At 69.0% G+C, this 18,214-nt stretch carries 19 protein-coding genes and 5 tRNA genes; 6 read left to right on the top strand and 18 right to left on the bottom strand.

Features of this window, described 5'->3' with window-relative positions; genetic code table 11:
• Nucleotides 1-19 precede the first annotated feature (19 nt).
• Complete coding sequence (locus tag IEY89_RS26140; RefSeq protein WP_189149940.1) at nucleotides 20-523, top strand: DUF3515 domain-containing protein; 504 nt, start codon at nucleotides 20-22, stop codon at nucleotides 521-523.
• An 82-nt stretch (nucleotides 524-605) separates the two neighbouring features.
• On the opposite strand, the gene IEY89_RS26145 is transcribed toward IEY89_RS26140, so the two are convergent.
• Genes IEY89_RS26145 through IEY89_RS26155 form a run of 3 tightly spaced genes read right to left on the bottom strand, consistent with a single transcriptional unit; the run spans nucleotide 606 to nucleotide 3,744 of the window.
• On the bottom strand, nucleotides 606-1,763 hold the full coding sequence (locus IEY89_RS26145) for a D-alanine--D-alanine ligase family protein (RefSeq protein WP_189149941.1): 1,158 nt from the start codon (nucleotides 1,761-1,763) through the stop codon (nucleotides 606-608).
• 59 nt (nucleotides 1,764-1,822) lie between these two features.
• Nucleotides 1,823-2,833: an NAD(P)H-dependent glycerol-3-phosphate dehydrogenase gene (locus tag IEY89_RS26150; protein ID WP_189149942.1), complete on the bottom strand. Its 1,011-nt coding sequence runs from the start codon at nucleotides 2,831-2,833 to the stop codon at nucleotides 1,823-1,825.
• Nucleotides 2,830-3,744, bottom strand: a complete 915-nt coding sequence (locus IEY89_RS26155) for a lysophospholipid acyltransferase family protein (protein WP_189149943.1) — start codon at nucleotides 3,742-3,744, stop codon at nucleotides 2,830-2,832. The genes IEY89_RS26150 and IEY89_RS26155 overlap by 4 nt, the downstream gene beginning before the upstream one ends.
• Before the next feature lie 215 nt (nucleotides 3,745-3,959).
• On the opposite strand from IEY89_RS26155, the gene cofC reads away from it, so the two are divergent.
• Together cofC and IEY89_RS26165 are read left to right on the top strand one after the other, a co-directional pair.
• Complete coding sequence (gene cofC / locus IEY89_RS26160) at nucleotides 3,960-4,598, top strand: 2-phospho-L-lactate guanylyltransferase (protein WP_189149944.1); 639 nt, start codon at nucleotides 3,960-3,962, stop codon at nucleotides 4,596-4,598.
• Nucleotides 4,599-4,607: 9 nt separating this feature from the next.
• On the top strand, nucleotides 4,608-4,820 hold the full coding sequence (locus IEY89_RS26165; protein ID WP_189149945.1) for a hypothetical protein: 213 nt from the start codon (nucleotides 4,608-4,610) through the stop codon (nucleotides 4,818-4,820).
• Between the two features lie 113 nt (nucleotides 4,821-4,933).
• Here IEY89_RS26165 and IEY89_RS26170 read toward each other — a convergent pair whose 3' ends face one another.
• From IEY89_RS26170 to leuC, 4 genes are all read right to left on the bottom strand, one after another.
• Nucleotides 4,934-5,584: an HU family DNA-binding protein gene (locus tag IEY89_RS26170; protein WP_189149946.1), complete on the bottom strand. Its 651-nt coding sequence runs from the start codon at nucleotides 5,582-5,584 to the stop codon at nucleotides 4,934-4,936.
• Between the two features lie 138 nt (nucleotides 5,585-5,722).
• The gene (locus IEY89_RS26175; RefSeq protein ID WP_189149947.1) at nucleotides 5,723-5,953 is read right to left on the bottom strand and encodes an SCO5555 family protein; all 231 of its coding nucleotides are present in this window, start codon (nucleotides 5,951-5,953) and stop codon (nucleotides 5,723-5,725) included.
• Between the two features lie 266 nt (nucleotides 5,954-6,219).
• Nucleotides 6,220-6,813 (bottom strand): 3-isopropylmalate dehydratase small subunit, encoded by a 594-nt coding sequence (leuD, locus tag IEY89_RS26180; RefSeq protein WP_189149948.1) that lies wholly within the window; start codon nucleotides 6,811-6,813, stop codon nucleotides 6,220-6,222.
• A 6-nt stretch (nucleotides 6,814-6,819) separates the two neighbouring features.
• Nucleotides 6,820-8,250 carry a 3-isopropylmalate dehydratase large subunit gene (gene leuC / locus IEY89_RS26185; RefSeq protein WP_189149949.1) on the bottom strand — a complete coding sequence of 477 codons (1,431 nt, stop codon included), beginning with the start codon at nucleotides 8,248-8,250 and terminating at the stop codon, nucleotides 6,820-6,822.
• A 194-nt stretch (nucleotides 8,251-8,444) separates the two neighbouring features.
• Between leuC and ndgR the strand changes: the two genes are divergently transcribed.
• Nucleotides 8,445-9,161, top strand: a complete 717-nt coding sequence (gene ndgR, locus IEY89_RS26190; protein WP_055524291.1) for an IclR family transcriptional regulator NdgR — start codon at nucleotides 8,445-8,447, stop codon at nucleotides 9,159-9,161.
• 163 nt (nucleotides 9,162-9,324) lie between these two features.
• Here ndgR and IEY89_RS26195 read toward each other — a convergent pair whose 3' ends face one another.
• Entirely contained in the window at nucleotides 9,325-9,834 is a 510-nt protein-coding gene (locus IEY89_RS26195; RefSeq protein WP_189149950.1) for a DUF4188 domain-containing protein, read from the bottom strand.
• A gap of 95 nt (nucleotides 9,835-9,929) precedes the next feature.
• Between IEY89_RS26195 and IEY89_RS26200 the strand changes: the two genes are divergently transcribed.
• Nucleotides 9,930-10,571, top strand: a complete 642-nt coding sequence (locus tag IEY89_RS26200; protein ID WP_189149951.1) for a MerR family transcriptional regulator — start codon at nucleotides 9,930-9,932, stop codon at nucleotides 10,569-10,571.
• A gap of 81 nt (nucleotides 10,572-10,652) precedes the next feature.
• Here IEY89_RS26200 and IEY89_RS26205 read toward each other — a convergent pair.
• From IEY89_RS26205 to IEY89_RS26250, 10 genes are all read right to left on the bottom strand, one after another.
• Nucleotides 10,653-10,725, bottom strand: a tRNA-Glu gene (locus IEY89_RS26205).
• Between the two features lie 44 nt (nucleotides 10,726-10,769).
• Nucleotides 10,770-10,841: transfer RNA gene (locus IEY89_RS26210), tRNA-Gln, on the bottom strand.
• 19 nt (nucleotides 10,842-10,860) lie between these two features.
• Nucleotides 10,861-10,933: transfer RNA gene (locus tag IEY89_RS26215), tRNA-Glu, on the bottom strand.
• Nucleotides 10,934-10,995: 62 nt separating this feature from the next.
• Nucleotides 10,996-11,068: transfer RNA gene (locus IEY89_RS26220), tRNA-Glu, on the bottom strand.
• Nucleotides 11,069-11,117: 49 nt separating this feature from the next.
• Nucleotides 11,118-11,189 (bottom strand) — tRNA-Gln (locus IEY89_RS26225).
• Between the two features lie 90 nt (nucleotides 11,190-11,279).
• A complete protein-coding gene (locus IEY89_RS26230) occupies nucleotides 11,280-12,011 on the bottom strand; it encodes an HAD family hydrolase (protein ID WP_189149952.1) in 732 nt (243 codons plus the stop codon).
• A 31-nt stretch (nucleotides 12,012-12,042) separates the two neighbouring features.
• Entirely contained in the window at nucleotides 12,043-12,588 is a 546-nt protein-coding gene (locus tag IEY89_RS26235) for a ricin-type beta-trefoil lectin domain protein (RefSeq protein ID WP_189149953.1), read from the bottom strand.
• An 85-nt stretch (nucleotides 12,589-12,673) separates the two neighbouring features.
• Nucleotides 12,674-14,158 (bottom strand): glutamate--tRNA ligase, encoded by a 1,485-nt coding sequence (gltX, locus tag IEY89_RS26240; RefSeq protein WP_189149954.1) that lies wholly within the window; start codon nucleotides 14,156-14,158, stop codon nucleotides 12,674-12,676.
• A complete protein-coding gene (locus IEY89_RS26245; protein ID WP_189149955.1) occupies nucleotides 14,151-14,927 on the bottom strand; it encodes a fumarylacetoacetate hydrolase family protein in 777 nt (258 codons plus the stop codon). The genes gltX and IEY89_RS26245 overlap by 8 nt, the downstream gene beginning before the upstream one ends.
• A gap of 208 nt (nucleotides 14,928-15,135) precedes the next feature.
• Nucleotides 15,136-15,324, bottom strand: coding sequence for a hypothetical protein (locus tag IEY89_RS26250; RefSeq protein WP_189149967.1), 189 nt, complete (start codon nucleotides 15,322-15,324; stop codon nucleotides 15,136-15,138).
• A gap of 608 nt (nucleotides 15,325-15,932) precedes the next feature.
• Between IEY89_RS26250 and IEY89_RS26255 the strand changes: the two genes are divergently transcribed.
• Nucleotides 15,933-18,214: sensor histidine kinase (locus IEY89_RS26255; RefSeq protein WP_189149956.1), on the top strand; the 2,282-nt coding region annotated here is incomplete at its 3' end.

Genomic DNA, 18,214 nt, shown 5'->3' on the forward strand with positions numbered 1-18,214 from the left:
CCCCGTCTACCCTGTGCCGGTGAACTTCTTCCGTCACCGGCCGCTCGCTCTGCCCGCGCTCGCCCTGTTGATCGTCGTCACGGGCTGCTCCTCAGCAGACGACAGCGCCGCAGTCACGGTTCCCGAGCCGGACGGGAAGGCCACGACACTGTGCCGGAACCTGGACAAGGCGCTGCCGGCGAAGGTGGACGGCCTGAGCCGCGACGACCCCGAGCCCCGGTCCGCACTGACCGCGGGCTGGGGCAGCAGCCCGGCGATCATACTGCGCTGCGGTGTCGTACGGCCGCCCAAGATGACCGACCCCAAGGTCGCCACCGGCTCGGATCCGGATGCGGTGGGGGGTGAGGTGAACGGGGTCGGATGGCTGATGGAGAAGCGGGACGACGGGTCGTCCCGCTTCACCACTTCGTCACGGCTCGCCTATGTGGAGGTGACGGTTCCGTCGGGGCGGGACACCTCGGGGGCGCTCGTTGATCTGGCTGCCGCCATCAAGAATGCGGTGCCTGAGGGGATTGCCAACTAGGCGCCGTATTTGACCTGTTGCGTTGTCGGGTGCGGGTCCGTCGTGGCTGGTCGCGCAGTTCCCCGCGCCCCTTCAGGGCGCTCTACCTCAGGCCCGTTGAGCGGCGCAGAGCCGCCTGCACAAGGCGGTCCACCAGCTCCGGGTAGTCAACGCCCGTCTCCTGCCACATCCTCGGGTACATGGAGATGGGGGTGAAGCCGGGCATCGTGTTGATCTCGTTGATGACGAACTCGCCGTCCTCGGTGAGGAAGAAGTCCGCGCGGACGAGGCCCTCGCAGGACGCCGCGTCGAAGGCCTCGACCGCGAGGCGGCGCACCTCCACGGTCTGCTCCTCGGTGAGGGGGGCGGGGACGATGCCGTCGGCCGAGTCGATGTACTTCGCCTCGAAGTCGTAGAAGGCGTGCGCCTGTACGGGCGGGATCTCGGCGGGCACGGAGGCACGCGGGCCGTCCTCGAACTCCAGCACCCCGCACTCGATCTCGCGCCCGCGCAGCGCGGCCTCCACGATGATCTTCGGGTCGTGGCGCTGTGCCTCGGCGATCGCCTCGTCGAGGCCACTCGGCTCGTCGACCTTGGTGATGCCGAACGAAGATCCCGCGCGCGCGGGCTTCACGAACAGCGGCCAGCCGTGCTCGGCGGCGAAGTCGACGATCTTCTTGCGGGCGGCCGGCTCGTCGCGCTCCCAGTCACGCGGCCGGATCACCACGTACGGGCCCACCTTGAGGCCGAACGAGGTGAACACCCGCTTCATGTACTCCTTGTCCTGGCCGACGGCCGAGGCGAGCACGCCCGCGCCGACGTACGGGACACCGGAGAGCTCAAGCAGCCCTTGAAGGGTGCCGTCCTCGCCGTACGGGCCGTGCAGGACGGGGAAGACGACGTCCACCTCGCCGAGGGCCTTGGGCACCGATCCCGGTTCGCTGTAGACGACTTCGCGGTTCGCGGGATCGACGGAGAGCACCACGCCACCCTCGCTCGACTCGGCGAGCTGGTCGACGTTCGGCGCCTTGCGGTCGGCGATCGCCATGCGCTCCGGTTCGTCCGCGGTGAGCGCCCAGCGGCCGTCCTGGGTGATGCCGATCGGCAGGACGTCGTACTTCGTCCGGTCGATGGCACGCAGCACGGCGCCGGCGGTGACCACGGAGATCCCGTGTTCGGAGCTGCGACCGCCGAAGACGACGGCCACGCGCGGCTTGCGGGACGGCTGCCCGGGGCTCTGGGGGAGGTTCTCGGTGCTCATATCGCGTTGAGGGTACCCGTTGGCAGAGCGCTGAGTCAGCGCCCGCAGCCCCCTGTTGCTCAGCGTCGTTCGGGCTTGGCGCTGCGCGACATCAGCTCCTTGAGGGCCACGACTGGCGGCTTGCCCTCGTGCACGATGCCGACGACCGTCTCCGTGATCGGCATGTCGACACCGTGCCTACGGGCCAGATCCAGCACGCTCTCACAGGACTTGACGCCCTCGGCGGTCTGCTTGGTGACCGCGATGGTCTCCTGGAGGGTCATGCCCCTGCCGAGGTTGGTACCGAAGGTGTGGTTGCGGGACAGCGGCGAGGAGCAGGTCGCCACCAGGTCACCCAGGCCCGCGAGTCCGGCGAAGGTGAGCGGGTCGGCGCCCATCGCGAGGCCGAGGCGGGTGGTCTCGGCGAGGCCACGCGTGATGAGCGAGCCCTTCGCGTTGTCGCCGAGGCCCATGCCGTCGGCGATACCGACGGCCAGACCGATCACGTTCTTGACCGCGCCGCCGAGTTCGCAGCCGACGATGTCGGTGTTGGTGTACGGCCGGAAGTACGGGGTGTGGCAGACGCTCTGGAGTCGCTGGGCCACGGCGTCGTCCGTACAGGCGACCACCGCGGCGGCCGGCATCCGGGCGGCGATCTCCCGGGCGAGGTTGGGGCCAGTGACGACCGCGATGCGGTCCTGGCCCACCTTGGCGACGTCCTCGATGACCTCGCTCATCCGCATCGCGGAACCGAGTTCGACGCCCTTCATCAGGGAGACGAGGACCGTGTCCGGGGCGAGCAGGGGTGTCCACTCGGCGAGATTCCCGCGCAGGGTCTGCGAGGGGATGCTGAGTACCGTGAAGTCGGCGTCGCGCGCGGCCTGTGCCGGGTCCGTGGTGGCCCGGAGGTTCTCCGGGAGTTCGACGCCCGGGAAGTAGTCCGGGTTCGTCCGCGTGGAGTTGATCGCCTCGGCGAGTTCGGGGCGCCGGGCCCACAGAGTCACCTCGCAGCCGGCGTCGGCGAGCACCATGCCGAAGGCGGTCCCCCATGATCCAGCGCTGAACACCGCCGCCTTGACCGGCTCGCTCACTTGCCCTGCCCCTCTTCCCGGACTTCCCGTACTTCTGCCGCTTGGTGTGCTGCTGCTCCGTGTACCGCTGTTTGATGCACTGCCGCTTGGTGTGCTGCCGTCGGCTTCGCCGACGGTCCTTCGCCGGCCGCCTCGGCGACGGCTCTCTCGTGCGCGTCCAACGCGTCCTGCGCCTCTTCCGCGGCCGTGCGGCGGCGCTGCTCGATCCGCACCTCGCGCGGGTCGTACGGCGTCTCGGGCGCCTTCTCGCCGCGGATCTCCTCCAGCAGGCGGGTGACGGCGGCCATGATGACCTCCGTCGTCTCCTGCAGGAGGTCGGGGCTCATCTCCTGGTCGTAGAACCGCGTCAGGTCGACGGGCGGGCCCGCGAGGACGTGGTGGGTCTTGCGCGGAAGGACGTTGAGCTTCCTGGCGTAAGGCGGCAGCAGTTCGTTCGCCCCCCACTGGGCCACCGGGATCACCGGGCACCTGGTCTGCAGGGCGACCCGGGCGGCGCCGGTCTTGCCGGTCATGGGCCACTGGTCCGGGTCGCGGGTGATGGTGCCCTCGGGATAGAAGACGACGCATTCGCCGCGCTCCACGGCGGCGATTGCGGCGCGGAAGGCACTCAGCGCGTCGGTGGTCTCCCGGTAGACGGGGATCTGTCCGGTACCACGCATCATGGTGCCGACGAATCCCTTCTTGAAAAGCTCGCTCTTCGCCAGGAAGCGCGGAACACGGCCGCTGTTGTACTGGTAGTGCGCGTAGGCGAAGGGGTCCGCATGCGAATTGTGGTTCACCGCGGTGATAAATCCGCCCGCAGCCGGAATGTTCTCCATTCCACGCCAGTCCCGGTTGATCAGAACCACCAACGGCGGTTTGCAGATGACCGCGGCGAGGCGGTACCAGAAGCCGATTCTGCGGCGGGGCACGCGGGACACCTTCCTCTAAAACCTGGACCAGGACCTCCGCCGGCGGACCCGGGGGCCGCACAAGTGTCGCCCCGGGCTTCCGGTCTGTCGAGAACACCGTACGCCCCGGTACCGACACCGCCGGATGGGCTTTGATGACAGCCAGGTGACAATGGTTGCGGCCAGGAGAGCAGCGGAAGAGCAGCCGGGGTGAACGAGGGAGGGACGGAACGCTCGTGCAGTGGACAGTGGTCATACCCCTCAAACCCCTGGCTCGGGCCAAGAGCAGGCTCGCGGACACCGCCCACGACGGACTCCGCCCCGGTCTCGCCCTGGCCTTCGCCCAGGACACGGTGGCAGCGGTGCTCGCCTGCGCGGCGGTCCGCGATGTGGCGGTCGTCACGGACGACGCCCTGGCCGCCCGTGAGCTGTCGGCCCTGGGGGCGGCGATCGTCTCCGACGAGCCCCTGGGCGGCCTGAACGCCGCCCTGACGCACGGAACGGCCGTGGTACGGACGCGACGGCCCGACAGCCCCGTAGCGGCTCTGAACGCCGATCTGCCGGCACTGCGCCCCCTGGAACTGGCCGGCGTCCTGGCTGCCGCCGCCGAATTCCCGCGCGCTTTCCTCGCGGACGCGGCCACTGTCGGCACCACTCTGCTGACCGCCCGGCCCGGTCAGGAATTGCTTCCGCTTTTCGGCCCGCATTCCCGAATCCGCCACCACGACTCCGGCGCCGTGGAACTCGGACTCACCTCGGTGAATTCCGTGCGCCAGGACGTGGACACCGGCGACGATCTGCGGGCGGCGCTCGCCCTGGGCGTGGGGACACGGACGGCGGCCGCGGTCGAGGGGCTGCTGATCGCGGGCCAGTAGGCTGCCGCCATGCAGGCGACCGCGTACACGTACGACGCCGGGACACGCAGCGGCAGTGTGCTGCTCGACGACGGCACCCCCGTTCCCTTCGACGCGCCGGCGTTCGACGCGGGCGGGCTGAGGCTGCTGCGCCCCGGACAGCGGGTGCGCATCGAGGTCGAGGGAGCGGACGGGCCCCAGGGCATCCCCCGGATCACGCTCGTCACGCTGCAGACCTTCTGAACGCTGCAGACCTTCTGAGCTGCCGATCTTCCGGGCGCCCTCCGGACGGTCCGGACACGCCGCGGGCCGGACTCCCTCGGGGAGTCCGGCCCGGCGCGTGAGTGCTTGCGCCCCTACTTGGTGCGGGCGGTTGCCTTCTTGGCGGTGGTGGTGCGCGCCGCCGACTTGCGGGCCGGGGCCTTTGTCGCCGCCGACGTCTTCTTGGCAGCCGGGGCCTTCTTGGCGGCGGTCTTCTTCGCCGTGGCCGTGGTCTTCTTGGCCGTCGCGGTCTTCGCGGTGGTCTTCTTGGCCGTGGTCTTCTTCGCCGTCGCCGTCGTCTTCTTCGCCGGCGTCGCCTTCTTCGCCACGGTCTTCTTCGCCGCCGTCGCCTTCTTGGCGGTGGTGGCCTTCTTCGCCGCGGCCTTCTTGACCGTTGCGGCAGCACTGCCGCCGGTCAGGCTGCCCTTGGGCGCCTTCTTGACCGCGACCTCGCCGCCACGGGGGAGCTTCTTCGAGCCGCTCACCAGGTCCTTGAAGCCCTGGCCCGCACGGAAGCGGGGGACGGAGGTCTTCTTGACCCGAACCCGCTCACCCGTCTGCGGGTTGCGGGCGTAACGGGCCGGGCGGTCGACCTTCTCGAAGGAACCGAAGCCGGTGACCGAGACCCGGTCCCCACTGACCGTCGCGCGGACGATGGCGTCCAGGACCGCGTCGACCGCCTCGGCGGCCTGCTGACGGCCACCGACCTTGTCCGCAATGGCTTCTACGAGCTGCGCCTTGTTCACGTCTTCCCCTTCGGAGACATTGCCAGAACGAAAGTGTTCAAGCTTTTTCGCACGTTAGGCAGATATATACCGCAAATCAAACACGAAACGGGCTAATCACCCTTGTGCCGCAACGAAATCGGGCTGTCACAGAGTTCCTCAGCGGTCCTCGTCGGGGATTCGACCCTCGTCGAGGTCCGCCGTGAAGCGTTCCAGCCGCCTTGTCGCGTCGGCGAGATCGTGCTTGGCCGCGGCCGTAATGACCAGCAGCTTCCGGGTCAGCGCCATCCGTACGCCCTCCGGGACTTGCAGTGCGCGCACTGTTGTGTGCGCTTCCTTTAGTTGGGCCGCGACCGCCGTGTAGAGCTCGAGTTGGCCGTCGTGTTCCATGCACAGATTGTGCCATCTGGGGCGAGTTGTCGCCTGCTCAGGGGGCAACTGCTGCCTCAAACGGCCTTCCGCGCCCACCTCGAAGTCGCGGTGTCAAGACCCGGGTACCCCATCAACACCCTTTCTAACATGGGAAGTTGGCGGGTCCGGGGACGGTGCGCGAGAGGCTCCGGAGGCAGAAACAGCTGTACCCCCAATCGTGGCGATCGGGGGTACAGACGGGGTGTCGCGGTGGCCGAAACCCTACTTGCGAAGGGCCTTCCGGCTCAGACCTTGAGCGTCCACGGCTTGTGCGAGGGCCGCTTCGCCTCGTACGCCGAGATGTCGCCCTCGTTCTGCAGGGTGATGGAGATGTCGTCCAGCCCGTTCAGCAGCCGCCAACGGGCGTTCTCGTCGAGCTCGAAGGCCGCGGTGATGCCCTCGGCGCGCACCTCGCGGGCCTCCAGGTCGACCGTGATCTCGGCCTGGGGGTCGTTCTCCGTCAGCTCCTGCAGCGCGTCCACGATCTTCTGCTCCAGAACCACCGTGAGCAGGCCGTTCTTGAGCGAGTTACCGCGGAAGATGTCGGCGAAGCGCGACGAGATGACGGTCTTGAAGCCGTAGTTCTGCAACGCCCAGACCGCGTGCTCGCGCGAGGACCCCGTACCGAAGTCGGGGCCGGCCACCAGGACCGTCGCACCCTTGCGCTCGGGGCGGTTGAGGACGAAGTTCTCGTCCTTGCGCCAGGCCTCGAACAGCCCGTCCTCGAACCCGTCCCGCGTGACCTTCTTCAGCCAGTGAGCAGGGATGATCTGGTCGGTGTCGACGTTGCTGCGGCGCAGCGGGACGGCCCGGCCGGTGTGTGCGGTGAATGCTTCCATGGCTGATCAGACTCCAGCGGGCGTACGGGCGTCGGCGTCGGACAGGTCGGCCGGGGAGGCCAGATGGCCCAGTACGGCCGTCGCGGCGGCGACCTGCGGCGACACCAGGTGCGTACGGCCGCCCTTGCCCTGCCTGCCCTCGAAGTTGCGGTTGGAGGTGGAGGCGGAGCGCTCACCGGGGGCCAGCTGGTCGGGGTTCATGCCCAGGCACATCGAGCAGCCCGCGTGCCGCCACTCGGCGCCGGCCTCCTTGAAGACCACGTCCAGGCCCTCGGAGACGGCCTGCAGACCGACCCGCACCGAACCGGGGACCACCAGCATCCGTACACCGTCGGCGATTTTGCGGCCCCCGACGATCTCGGCGGCGGCGCGCAGGTCCTCGATACGGCCGTTGGTGCACGAACCTACGAAGACGGTGTCCACCTTGATGGAGCGCAGTGACTGCCCGGCCTCCAACCCCATGTATTCCAGGGCCTTTTCGGCGGCGAGGCGCTCCGAAGCGTCTTCGTACGAAGCAGGGTCGGGGACGTCCGCCGAAAGCGGCGCGCCCTGACCGGGGTTGGTGCCCCAGGTGACGAACGGCGACAGTGCGGCGCCGTCGATGACGACCTCGGCGTCGAAGACCGCGTCGTCGTCGGTGCGCAGCGTCTTCCAGTACTTCACCGCCGCGTCCCAGTCCGCGTCGGCGGGCGCGTGCGGGCGGCCCTTGAGGTACTCGAAGGTGGTCTCGTCGGGGGCGATCATGCCCGCGCGGGCGCCGGCCTCGATCGACATGTTGCAGATGGTCATCCGGGCCTCCATCGAGAGCTTCTCGATGGCGGGGCCGCGGTATTCCAGGATGTAGCCCTGGCCGCCGCCCGTACCGATCTTGGCGATGATGGCGAGGATCAGGTCCTTGGCGGTGACGCCGTCGGGCAGTTCACCGTCGACCGTGATGGCCATGGTCTTGGGGCGGGCCAGCGGCAGCGTCTGGGTGGCCAGCACGTGCTCGACCTGCGAGGTGCCGATGCCGAACGCCAGCGCGCCGAAGGCGCCGTGCGTGGAGGTGTGGGAGTCGCCGCAGACGACGGTGGTGCCCGGCTGGGTCAGCCCCAGCTGCGGTCCCACCACGTGGACGACGCCCTGCTCGACGTCGCCCAGCGGGTGCAGCCGCACACCGAAGTCGGCGCAGTTCTTGCGCAGCGTCTCCAGCTGGACCCGGGAGACCGGGTCGGCGATGGGCTTGTCGATGTCGAGGGTCGGGGTGTTGTGGTCCTCGGTCGCGATGGTGAGGTCGAGGCGCCGCACCTTACGGCCGTTCTGACGCAGACCGTCGAAGGCCTGCGGGCTGGTCACCTCGTGCAGCAGGTGCAAGTCGATGAAGAGGAGGTCGGGCTCGCCCTCGGCGCGCCGGACGACGTGGTCGTCCCAGACCTTCTCCGCGAGTGTCCTACCCATCGCTTTCCCTCCGGCCGGCCCGTGCGGGCACCGGCCCAACTAGATAGAGATCTTGTGGAGGCGACCGCCCGTACCCCTTGTCCGGGCATCCGCCGCCGGGCCCGTTGGTCGGCGGGCCGCTGTGTCTTCCAGAGTGGCGCGTTCCACCGGAAAATGAACTTGCGTTTCACAGAGTGAGACGCGAGTATCGTTTCATGGACAACAGTAGCGGCGTCGGCGTTCTGGACAAGGCAGCCCTTGTCCTGAGCGCTCTGGAGTCCGGTCCGGCCACCCTCGCGGGCCTGGTCGCGGCGACCGGACTGGCACGACCCACGGCACATCGTCTCGCCGTGGCGCTGGAACACCACCGCATGGTGGCGCGCGACATGCAGGGCCGTTTCATTCTCGGCCCGCGCCTGGCGGAACTGGCGGCGGCGGCGGGCGAGGACCGCCTCCTCGCGACGGCCGGCCCGGTGCTCACCCATGTCCGCGATCTGACGGGCGAGAGCGCGCAGCTCTACCGCCGCCAGGGCGACATGCGTATCTGCGTCGCCGCGGCCGAGCGCCTCTCGGGCCTCAGGGACACGGTCCCGGTCGGCTCGACGCTCACGATGAAGGCGGGCTCGTCGGCCCAGATCCTGATGGCGTGGGAGGAGCCGGAGCGCCTGCACCGCGGTCTCCAGGGCGCCCGCTTCACAGCGACGGCGCTGTCGGGCGTACGCCGCCGGGGCTGGGCCCAGTCCATCGGCGAGCGCGAACCCGGCGTCGCCTCGGTCTCCGCTCCCGTCCGGGGTCCGTCGAACCGCGTGGTGGCCGCCGTCTCGGTCTCCGGCCCCATCGAACGCCTGACCCGCCACCCCGGCCGCATGCACGCCCAGGCGGTCATCGACGCGGCGGCCCGCCTCTCGGAGGCGCTGCGCCGCACGGGCTGAGCAGACAGACGGGTACGAACGTCCGAGAGGGTCGGCCTCAACGCCGCGGCAGACCTTCACCGGCGAACACCCCGAAGGTCACGCTTCCAGGGCCGCGGGGAACTGCGCGACCGGCCACCCACGGTCTGCACGGTGAGCACACACCGCAGCCGCCCGAGAGAAATCAATCGTTCGCGTCGGAAGACCGGTAGGCGAACCGGTCCCTCCCCCGATGCCCCCGCCTCTCCACCGGCAGCACCCCGTGCGCCGCCGCCAGCCCAAACGCCGGCATGTCCGCGTAGATCGACTCGTAGGACCCCTCGGGCACGACATACGTCTCGTGCCACAGCCCCACGTGCTGCCGGACCCTCCCCTCCCGCTCCTTGCGGTTGAGGGCCCCCCACGCCTTGTGATGGAACATGTCCGGGGCCGCGGCGTACGCGTACAGCTTCTCCTTGGACTCCCAGTACTGGACGACGTAGTACGTGCGTGGCGAAGCCGTCAGCAGGACGTGCTTCAGCAGCCCGCGCGAGGGATCCCTCGCCAACTCCCGCAACATCCGCGGCATGGCCGTGAACACCGGGAGCCAGTGATGCACGGCCCAGAAGTGGTTGATGCGCATCCCGATGAGCAGAACGACGACATCCCCCTCGGCCGCCGCTGTCGTACGGCCGGCGTTGGGCTTCGCGAACATGAGACCTCCCCGTCGGGACTGTGGCCATTGGCTAGCGGCACTATCCAACCACCGCGTGCTTGGATCGTGCCGTTGTCCGAGGAAAGGCGCAAGGCATGCGGCTGGCCGAGTTGAGCGAGCGCAGCGGTGTGTCCACCGCGACGATCAAGTACTACCTGCGCGAGGGCCTGTTGGCGCCCGGCCGGCAGATCAACACGACGACCGCGGAGTACGACGAGGGTCATCTGCGCCGACTGCGACTGGTGCGCGCGCTGATCCAGGTGGGCCGTATCCCCGTCGCCACCGCCCGTGAGGTGCTCGGCCACGTCGACGACGACTCCCTGGGCCGCACGATCCGGCTGGGCGCGGCCCTGTGGGCATTGCCACAGGGCGCCGAGCCGGACGAGGAGGATCCGGCCGTGGTCGCCGCCCGCCGGGAGGTGGACCGGCTGCTGGCGGGCCTCGGCTGGGAGACCGCGCGCGAGCTGAGCCCTCTCTCCCCCGTGCACCGCTCGCTGGTGGTGGCGGTGGCCGCGCTGATCCGGCTGGGGTATTCCTGGGACGCCGAACTGATGGCGCCGTACGCGGAGTTGATGCACCAGGTGGCGAGACGGGACCTGGACTATCTGGAGACGCACGCGTCGGACGCGGAGCGGGTCGAGACGGCGGTCGCGGCGACCGTGCTCTTCGAACCGGTACTCACGGCACTGCACCGGCTTGCCCAGGAGGAGGAGTCGGCGCGGCGGTACGGCCTGTAGCGGGCGGCCGGGCGCGTGGCCGCACAGGGCCGCACACGCGAAGTGGCCCCCCGCCGAAGCGGAGGGCCACCGTGCCTGATGTACCCCCGACCGGATTCGAACCGGCGCTACTGCCGTGAGAGGGCAGCGTGCTAGGCCGCTACACAACGGGGGCGAGGATCTTGCAAGCGTTCAAAACTGCATCGCCGCAGATCCGAGCTGGTCTACCTGGACTCGAACCAAGAATGACGGTACCAGAAACCGTAGTGTTGCCAATTACACCATAGACCAAGGCAATTCAAGTAAAGCGTACCCCCGACCGGATTCGAACCGGCGCTACTGCCGTGAGAGGGCAGCGTGCTAGGCCGCTACACAACGGGGGCCCTAGCGATCCTGCATGAGAGTCAGTGGGTGCGACCCTGCCTGACCCTCCGGGAAGGATCTGTACCCCCGACCGGATTCGAACCGGCGCTACTGCCGTGAGAGGGCAGCGTGCTAGGCCGCTACACAACGGGGGCTGGTGTGGATTCTGATCTCCACGGGTGCAGATTTGAAGCAATCTGCGAGCTGGCCTACCTGGACTCGAACCAAGACTAACGGAACCAGAAACCGTCGTGCTGCCAATTACACCATAGGCCACTGGAACGCGAGCCCCTGCGGACTCTTGCTCTAGCTTGCGCTTCCGGTGCCTGGCCTTTCGGCCCGCTGTCCGGCGGCGCAGGAAGAACATTACCCGAAGGTGGACGGCGCTCCAAAACGGGTATCGGCACCGAGGATCGCGGGGAGTTCGGCGAGGGAGGCGATCCGGTACGGGCCCGTGGGGGCCTGCTCGACGGCGGCGAAGCCGCCGCGGTCGATCCACACGGACAGCATTCCGGCGTCGACGGCACCCCGCCCGTCGATCTCCGGGTGGTCGCCGACGTACGCCACCTGCTCCGGAGGCAGGCCCAGTGCGTCGCAGGCGGCGTGGAAGGCCTCGGCGTCCGGCTTGTGGAAGCCCAGCTCGGCCGCGCACAGGACGGCCTCGAAGCGGTCGCGTACGCCGAGCACGCGCAGCTTGCGGTCCTGCACACGAAGACTGGAGTTGGAGAGCACCCCGTGCCGGTGGCTGGCGGCGAGCAGGTCCAGGACGGGCAGTACGTCCGGGAAGAGCGCCCAGGCGGCCTCGTAGTGCCCGATGTAGCGGTCGAACCAGGCATCGGCCTCGGCGTCGGTCAGTTCCTCGGCCAGGAACATCCGCACCCGCTCCCGGCGCTGCCCCTGGAAGTCGATCTCCCTCGCCGCGAACCGCGCCCACTGCCGGTCGGTGACCTCCCGCCAGCGGACGAGGGCCTCCTCGACGGTCGCGTACCCGTCGAGTAGGCCCTCGGCCACGAGTTGCTCCCGCATGCCGGCGCGGTCCGCCGTGGTGTAGTCGAAAAGGGTGTCGTCGATGTCCCAGACCACGGCTCGGATCGTCATGGCACCGACGGTACCGCCCTGGCGGAACGTGTCAGTCGTGCTGGCCCCACCACGTGAACCGGGACGGTTCGATGCCGTACTGCTCGACCACGCTGTACGGGCTGGTGTAGAGGCCGTCTCCGCTGGCGGAGGTGCGCAGGTAGTTGCCGTTGGCGTTCCGGAACCTGCGGTCGTCGCCGTTCCACCACTGCCCGCCCGTGGACCCGCAGGGGCTGGTCCAGACCGAGTTCGTGACGGTCTTCTCGTCGGTGGTGAGGCACTCGCCGTTGGCCCTGCTCACGAACCTGCGGTTGACCCCGTAGACGTTGGTGTACGTGTCGCTGCCCCAGGACCAGTTCCGGGTGGCGAGGGCGTCGTTGCAGGTGCCTCCCCAGACCGAGTCACTCACGGTCGACGAGGTGATACAGGCACCGGTGCGCTCGTTCGAGTACGACCACCAGGTCTCGGCGGACGCGGTGGACAGGGAGCCCGCGACGGCGAGCATGAGGGCGCCGAGTCCCACGGGGACGGTGACCCGCAGGATTCTTCTCCGGGAAGTCATGATCGCGACGATTCCGCGAACGGCGAACGTCTCCATGAACCCATCGTGAACATGTCATCGCCGTCGCGGGAACAACGCGGAGCGGCGACCGCGGCCGCCGCCCCGCGTCCCGGGTGCCGTGCTATGCCGCCAGCTTCGCCAGTGCCGCGTCGACGCGGGCCAGGGTCTTCTCCTTGCCCAGGATCTCCAGGGACTCGAAGAGCGGCAGGCCGACCGTGCGGCCGGTGACGGCCACGCGGACCGGCGCCTGGGCCTTGCCGAGCTTGAGGCCGTGCGCCTCGCCGGCGGCCAGGACGGCCTCCTTGAGGGACTCGGCGGAGGACCAGTCGGCGGCCTCCAGCTTCTCCCTCGCCGTGGTCAGCAGCGCGTCGCTGCCCTCCTTCATCGCCTTCGCCCAGGACGCCTCGTCGAAGGCCGGCTCGGGCAGGAAGAGGAAGTCGACGTTGTCCGTGATCTCCGAGAGGACCTTCAGGCGGGTCTGGGCGTGCGGGGCGATCGCCTGCCACTGCGTCTCGTCGAAGTCCTCCGGCGCCCAGGGGGCGAAGGGGGCCCGGAGCCAGGGCGCGCAGCGCTCCGTGAAGTCCTTCACGTCCAGCAGCCGGATGTGGTCGGCGTTGATCGCCTCGCACTTCTTCAGGTCGAAGCGGGCCGGGTTGGGGTTCACGTCCGACACGTCGAAGGCGGCGACCATCTCGTCGATCGTGAAGATGTCCTGGTCGGCCGAGAGCGACCAGCCGAGCAGGGAGAGGTAGTTGAGCAGTCCCTCCGGGAGGAAGCCGCGCTCCCGGTAGAGGTTCAGCGACGACTCCGGGTCGCGCTTCGAGAGCTTCTTGTTGCCCTCGCCCATCACGTACGGCAGGTGACCGAAGGCGGGCACGGACTTCGCGATGCCCAGTTCCGTGAGTGCCTTGTACAGGGCGATCTGCCTCGGCGTCGACGACAGCAGGTCCTCGCCGCGCAGGACGTGCGTGATCTCCATCAGCGCGTCGTCGACCGGGTTGACCAGCGTGTACAGGGGCGCGCCGTTGGCCCGTACGATCCCGTAGTCCGGGACGTTCTCGGGCGTGAACGTGAGTTCGCCGCGGACCAGGTCCGTGAAGGTGATCGTCTCGTCGGGCATACGGAAGCGGACGATCGGCGTACGGCCCTCGGCGGTGTAGGCCGACACCTGCTCGTCGGTCAGCTCGCGGCAGTGGCCGTCGTAGCCGGAGGGCCTGCCGGCCGCGCGGGCGGCGGCGCGGCGGGTGTCCAGCTCCTCAGTGGAGCAGTAGCAGCGGTAGGCGTGGCCCGCTTCCAGAAGCCTGGCCGCCACGTCCTTGTAGGTGTCCATCCGCTGCGACTGGCGGTACGGGGCGTGCGGACCGCCGATCTCGGGGCCCTCGTCCCAGTCGAAGCCCAGCCAGCGCAGCGAGGTCAGCAGCTGCTCGTACGACTCCTCGGAGTCGCGGGCCGCGTCGGTGTCCTCGATGCGGAAGACGAACGTGCCGCCGGTGTGGCGGGCGTACGCCCAGTTGAACAGCGCCGTGCGGACCAGGCCCACGTGGGGGTTACCGGTGGGCGACGGGCAGAACCGTACTCGGACGGCGGGGTCGGATGCGCTAGCCACGCTTGACAACCTTGTTGGTGAGAGTGCCGATGCCTTCGATGGTGACGGCGACCTCGTCGCCGACGGTGAGCGGTCCGACGCCTGCCGGGGTGCCCGTGAGGATCACGTCGCCGGGGAGCAGCGTCATGGCCTCGGTGATGTTGACGATCAGGTCCTCGATGGAGTGGATCATCTCGCTGGTGCGGCCCAGTTGGCGCTGTTGGCCGTTGACCGTGAGCTGGATCGTCAGGTCGGACGGGTCGAGGTCCGTCTCCACCCAGGGGCCGAGGGGGCAGCTGGTGTCGAAGCCCTTCGCCCGGGCCCACTGCTTCTCGCGCTTCTGGACGTCCCGCGCGGTGATGTCGTTGGCGCAGGTGTAGCCGAGGATGACGTCCTTGACGCGCTCGCGCGGGACCTCGCGGCACATCCGGCCGATGACCACGGCGAGTTCGGCCTCGTGGTGCAGTTCCTCGGTGAAGGAGGGGTACTGGATGTCGTCGCCGGAGCCGATCACCGAGGTGGACGGCTTGAAGAAGGCGAACGGGGCGTCGGGCACCTCGTTGCCCAGTTCCCGCGCGTGGTCCGCGTAGTTGCGGCCGTAGGCGACGACCTTGTTGGGAAGCACCGGCGGCAGCAGCCGGACCTTGTCGAGGGGGACCTTCGTGCCGGAGAGCTCGAAGTCGGCGAACGGGATGCCCTTGATGATGTCCAGGACTAGTTCGTCCGGCTTGTCGCCCTCGACCGCGCCGAAGGCGACGTTCCCGTCGATGGAGAATCTGGCGATGCGCACGGGATTCCTGCGCCCCTCTGCTGGTCCGGCTGGAGTCTGACGGTCCAGGCTAACGCGCCACGGGCGGGCGCCTCGCGCAATGAGCGAGGGCGCCCATGTCCTTCGTGGACCTCCGCACGGCGGAGACCGGGTACGAGGGGCACAGGCGCCCTTGACAGACAGACATTCTCGGCGTCCGCCCTGAGTAACCGGGCGGCGCTCGTGCGTACTACTCCCCGACGGAGGCCGCGACCGGGGCGTCCATGAGAATGGTGCGGCGGGGGTTGGCGGTCTGGGTGGGGAGGTCCACGGAGTGCTCCGGCTGCTCGACGGGCGTCAGCTCGTCGGCGTCCGTCAGGTGCGCCAGCGTCGTGCGGCGCGGGTTTGCGATGTTGTGGAACATCGTCGTCGTCTTCACTGTTGTCGTCCTCGACCCTGTCGTGTCCGGGCGCCCGGACGGGCGAGGAGCCGCTGTCCGCGCACGGGTTGTCGGATTTGCCATCCCTGTAAAGCGTCAGGCTAAACATGCGACTCCCTGGGGAAGTCATCGCGACCGCCCGAACAGCGTGTGAGTTTCCTCACGAATCCATGGGCAAACCGGTCAATTCCGGCCCTCAACCCTCCTCCACGAAACGGACATTGCGCCACTGAAGCTCTCATTCCGCTCCTGATCATGGCGACCTGGACACCGTGACTATCCATGCGACTCGTGGCATTTGGTCCGGTATGAGGGGAATCGCTTTCTACGCCTCGTGACACAGCGCTCACGAGGTGTCATCGTCGTCACACCGTGACCCATTGGCCTTGTTGGAGATCCTGCACTGTGCTGGAATTCCACGGACCGCCGCGGGATTCGAGCCGGCGCACAGGGGGCGCGATCACAGCGCCGAGCGGCGGCACGTTAGGGGGAACCGCGCCGGGTTACTCACGACCATCATGGGGGGCGTATTTCAGGGCGCCCCCTAGACGCCGACACCGTCCGTCCGTTCACGCGGAAGGGCGCCTGGTCCAGAGGTTGCGACGCTAGTGCAGGGACGTTTCAAGAGGGATGGCAGCGCTTCGGCGGAGCCGGAGCCACACAACGGAGCCGGTAACGGTTCCTCCCCCCAGCACGCCCAGAACCCGGGCCAGGCAGCTCTGACCGGCGACAACGGCGAGCGGTCGACGCGCCTCGGCAGTGGTGCGCCCGGCGGCAAGGCCTCGGCCACCGGTGGGCCCGCGCCCGCCACGCCGCCCGTGAAGCCCCCCAAGGGTTCGACCGGCCCCGGTGCGCGCATCGCCCTGCGCAACTGGCGTATCTCGACCCGTCTGGTCTCGCTGCTCGCACTCCCCGTGGTCGCGGCGACCTCGCTCGGCGCGCTGCGCATCAGCGACAACATGGACGACATCCAGCAGCTCGACAACATGCGGCTGCTGACCGACATCACCAAGCAGGCGACCGAGCTGTCGGCCGCGCTCCAGGAGGAGCGCGACCAGTCGGCCGGTCCGCTCGCGCACGGCGCGCCCGCCAGTGACTACAGCGTCAAGGGCGTACGCGACAAGACCGACCGGGCCCTCGCCAACTTCATCGACGGCTCCGAGGAGATCGACACCGCCAGCAAGAGCGGCACCCTGGAGGGTGTTCGCGACAGCCTGGTCGGCCTCGTCTCCGAGCTCGCCAAGCTCAGCGAGATCCGCAGCAACGCCTACGAGGACCCGAACAACTCGACGCAGACGGTCGAGTCCTACCACCGGCTCGTCACCCAGTTGCTCGACCTCTCCCAGGACATGGCCGAGGCGACCAGCAACCCCGAGATGATCACGCGTACGCGCTCGCTGGCCGCCTTCTCCTCGGCCAAGGAATACGCGTCGATCCAGCGCGCTGTCATCGCGGCGGCGCTGCCCGAGAACAACAAGACGCAGGGCAGGCTGTCGGAGAACGACCGGCTCTACGCCGAGTCGGCGCTGAACAGCCAGGACTCCGAGCTCGACAGCTTCAAGAGCATCTACGGCGGCGGTTCCGAGGACCTCCTCAAGCCGATCGACGACGGCAGCCCGACGATCACGGCGGCCGATCTCTACGCCAAGCGCATCCTGCAGAGCAGGGACGGCATCCAGGGGCTGCAGAAGCGCTCCTACAAGGACTGGGTCGACGACGACTCGGCGAAGATCGCGCAGATGAAGACCATCGAGATCACGCTGCTCAGCGAGATGGAGCAGAAGGCTCGTGAGCTGCGCAACGAGGCCGAACAGGAAGCGATCTTCTCCGGTGCGCTGATCCTGCTCGTGCTCGGTGTCTCGCTGGTCGGCGCCTTCGTCGTCGCCCGGTCCATGATCCGCTCGCTGCGGCGGCTCCAGGACACCGCGACCAAGGTCGCCCAGGACCGGCTGCCCGAGCTGGTCAAGCAGCTGTCCGAGTCCGACCCGCAGGACGTCGACACGTCCGTCGAGTCGGTCGGTGTGCACTCCCGGGACGAGATCGGCCAGGTGGCCGCGGCCTTCGACGACGTGCACCGCGAGGCGGTCCGACTGGCCGCCGAGCAGGCCCTCCTCCGAGGCAACGTCAACGCGATGTTCACCAACCTCTCGCGCCGCTCCCAGGGCCTCATCCAGCGTCAGCTGTCGCTCATCTCCGAACTGGAGTCCCGCGAGGCCGACCCGGACCAGCTGTCCTCCCTCTTCAAGCTCGACCACCTCGCGACCCGTATGCGCCGGAACGGCGAGAACCTCCTCGTCCTCGCCGGTGAGGAGCCCGGCCGCCGCTGGACCCGTCCGGTCCCGCTGGTGGACGTGCTGCGCGCCGCCGCCTCCGAGGTGGAGCAGTACGAGCGCATCGAGCTCTCCTCGGTCCCGACCACCGAGGTCGCCGGCCGGGTCGTCAACGACCTCGTGCACCTGCTCGCCGAGCTGCTGGAGAACGCCACGTCGTTCTCCTCCCCCCAGACCAAGGTCAAGGTCACCGGTCACGCGCTGCCCGACGGCCGCGTCCTGATCGAGATCCACGACACCGGCATCGGCCTCTCGCCCGAGGACCTCGCGGCGATCAACGAGCGGCTCGCCGCGCCGCCCACCGTGGACGTGTCGGTCTCCCGCCGCATGGGCCTGTTCGTGGTCGGCCGCCTCTCGCAGCGCCACGGCATCCGGATCCAGCTGCGTCCGTCCGACTCCGGTGGTACGACCGCGCTGGTCATGCTCCCCGTCGATGTCGCCCAGGGCGGCAAGAAGCCCGCTCCGGGCAAGGCCGGCCAGGGCGGTGCCCCCGTGGGCGGCCCCGGCGCGGCGCAGGCCGCCGCCGGTGTGGCCGCGGCTCGCCGGGGCGGTGGCCAGGG

Origin of the sequence: Streptomyces lacrimifluminis, from assembly GCF_014646095.1 — a bacterium.
In the GTDB taxonomy this organism is placed as follows: Bacteria; Actinomycetota; Actinomycetes; order Streptomycetales; family Streptomycetaceae; genus Streptomyces; species Streptomyces lacrimifluminis.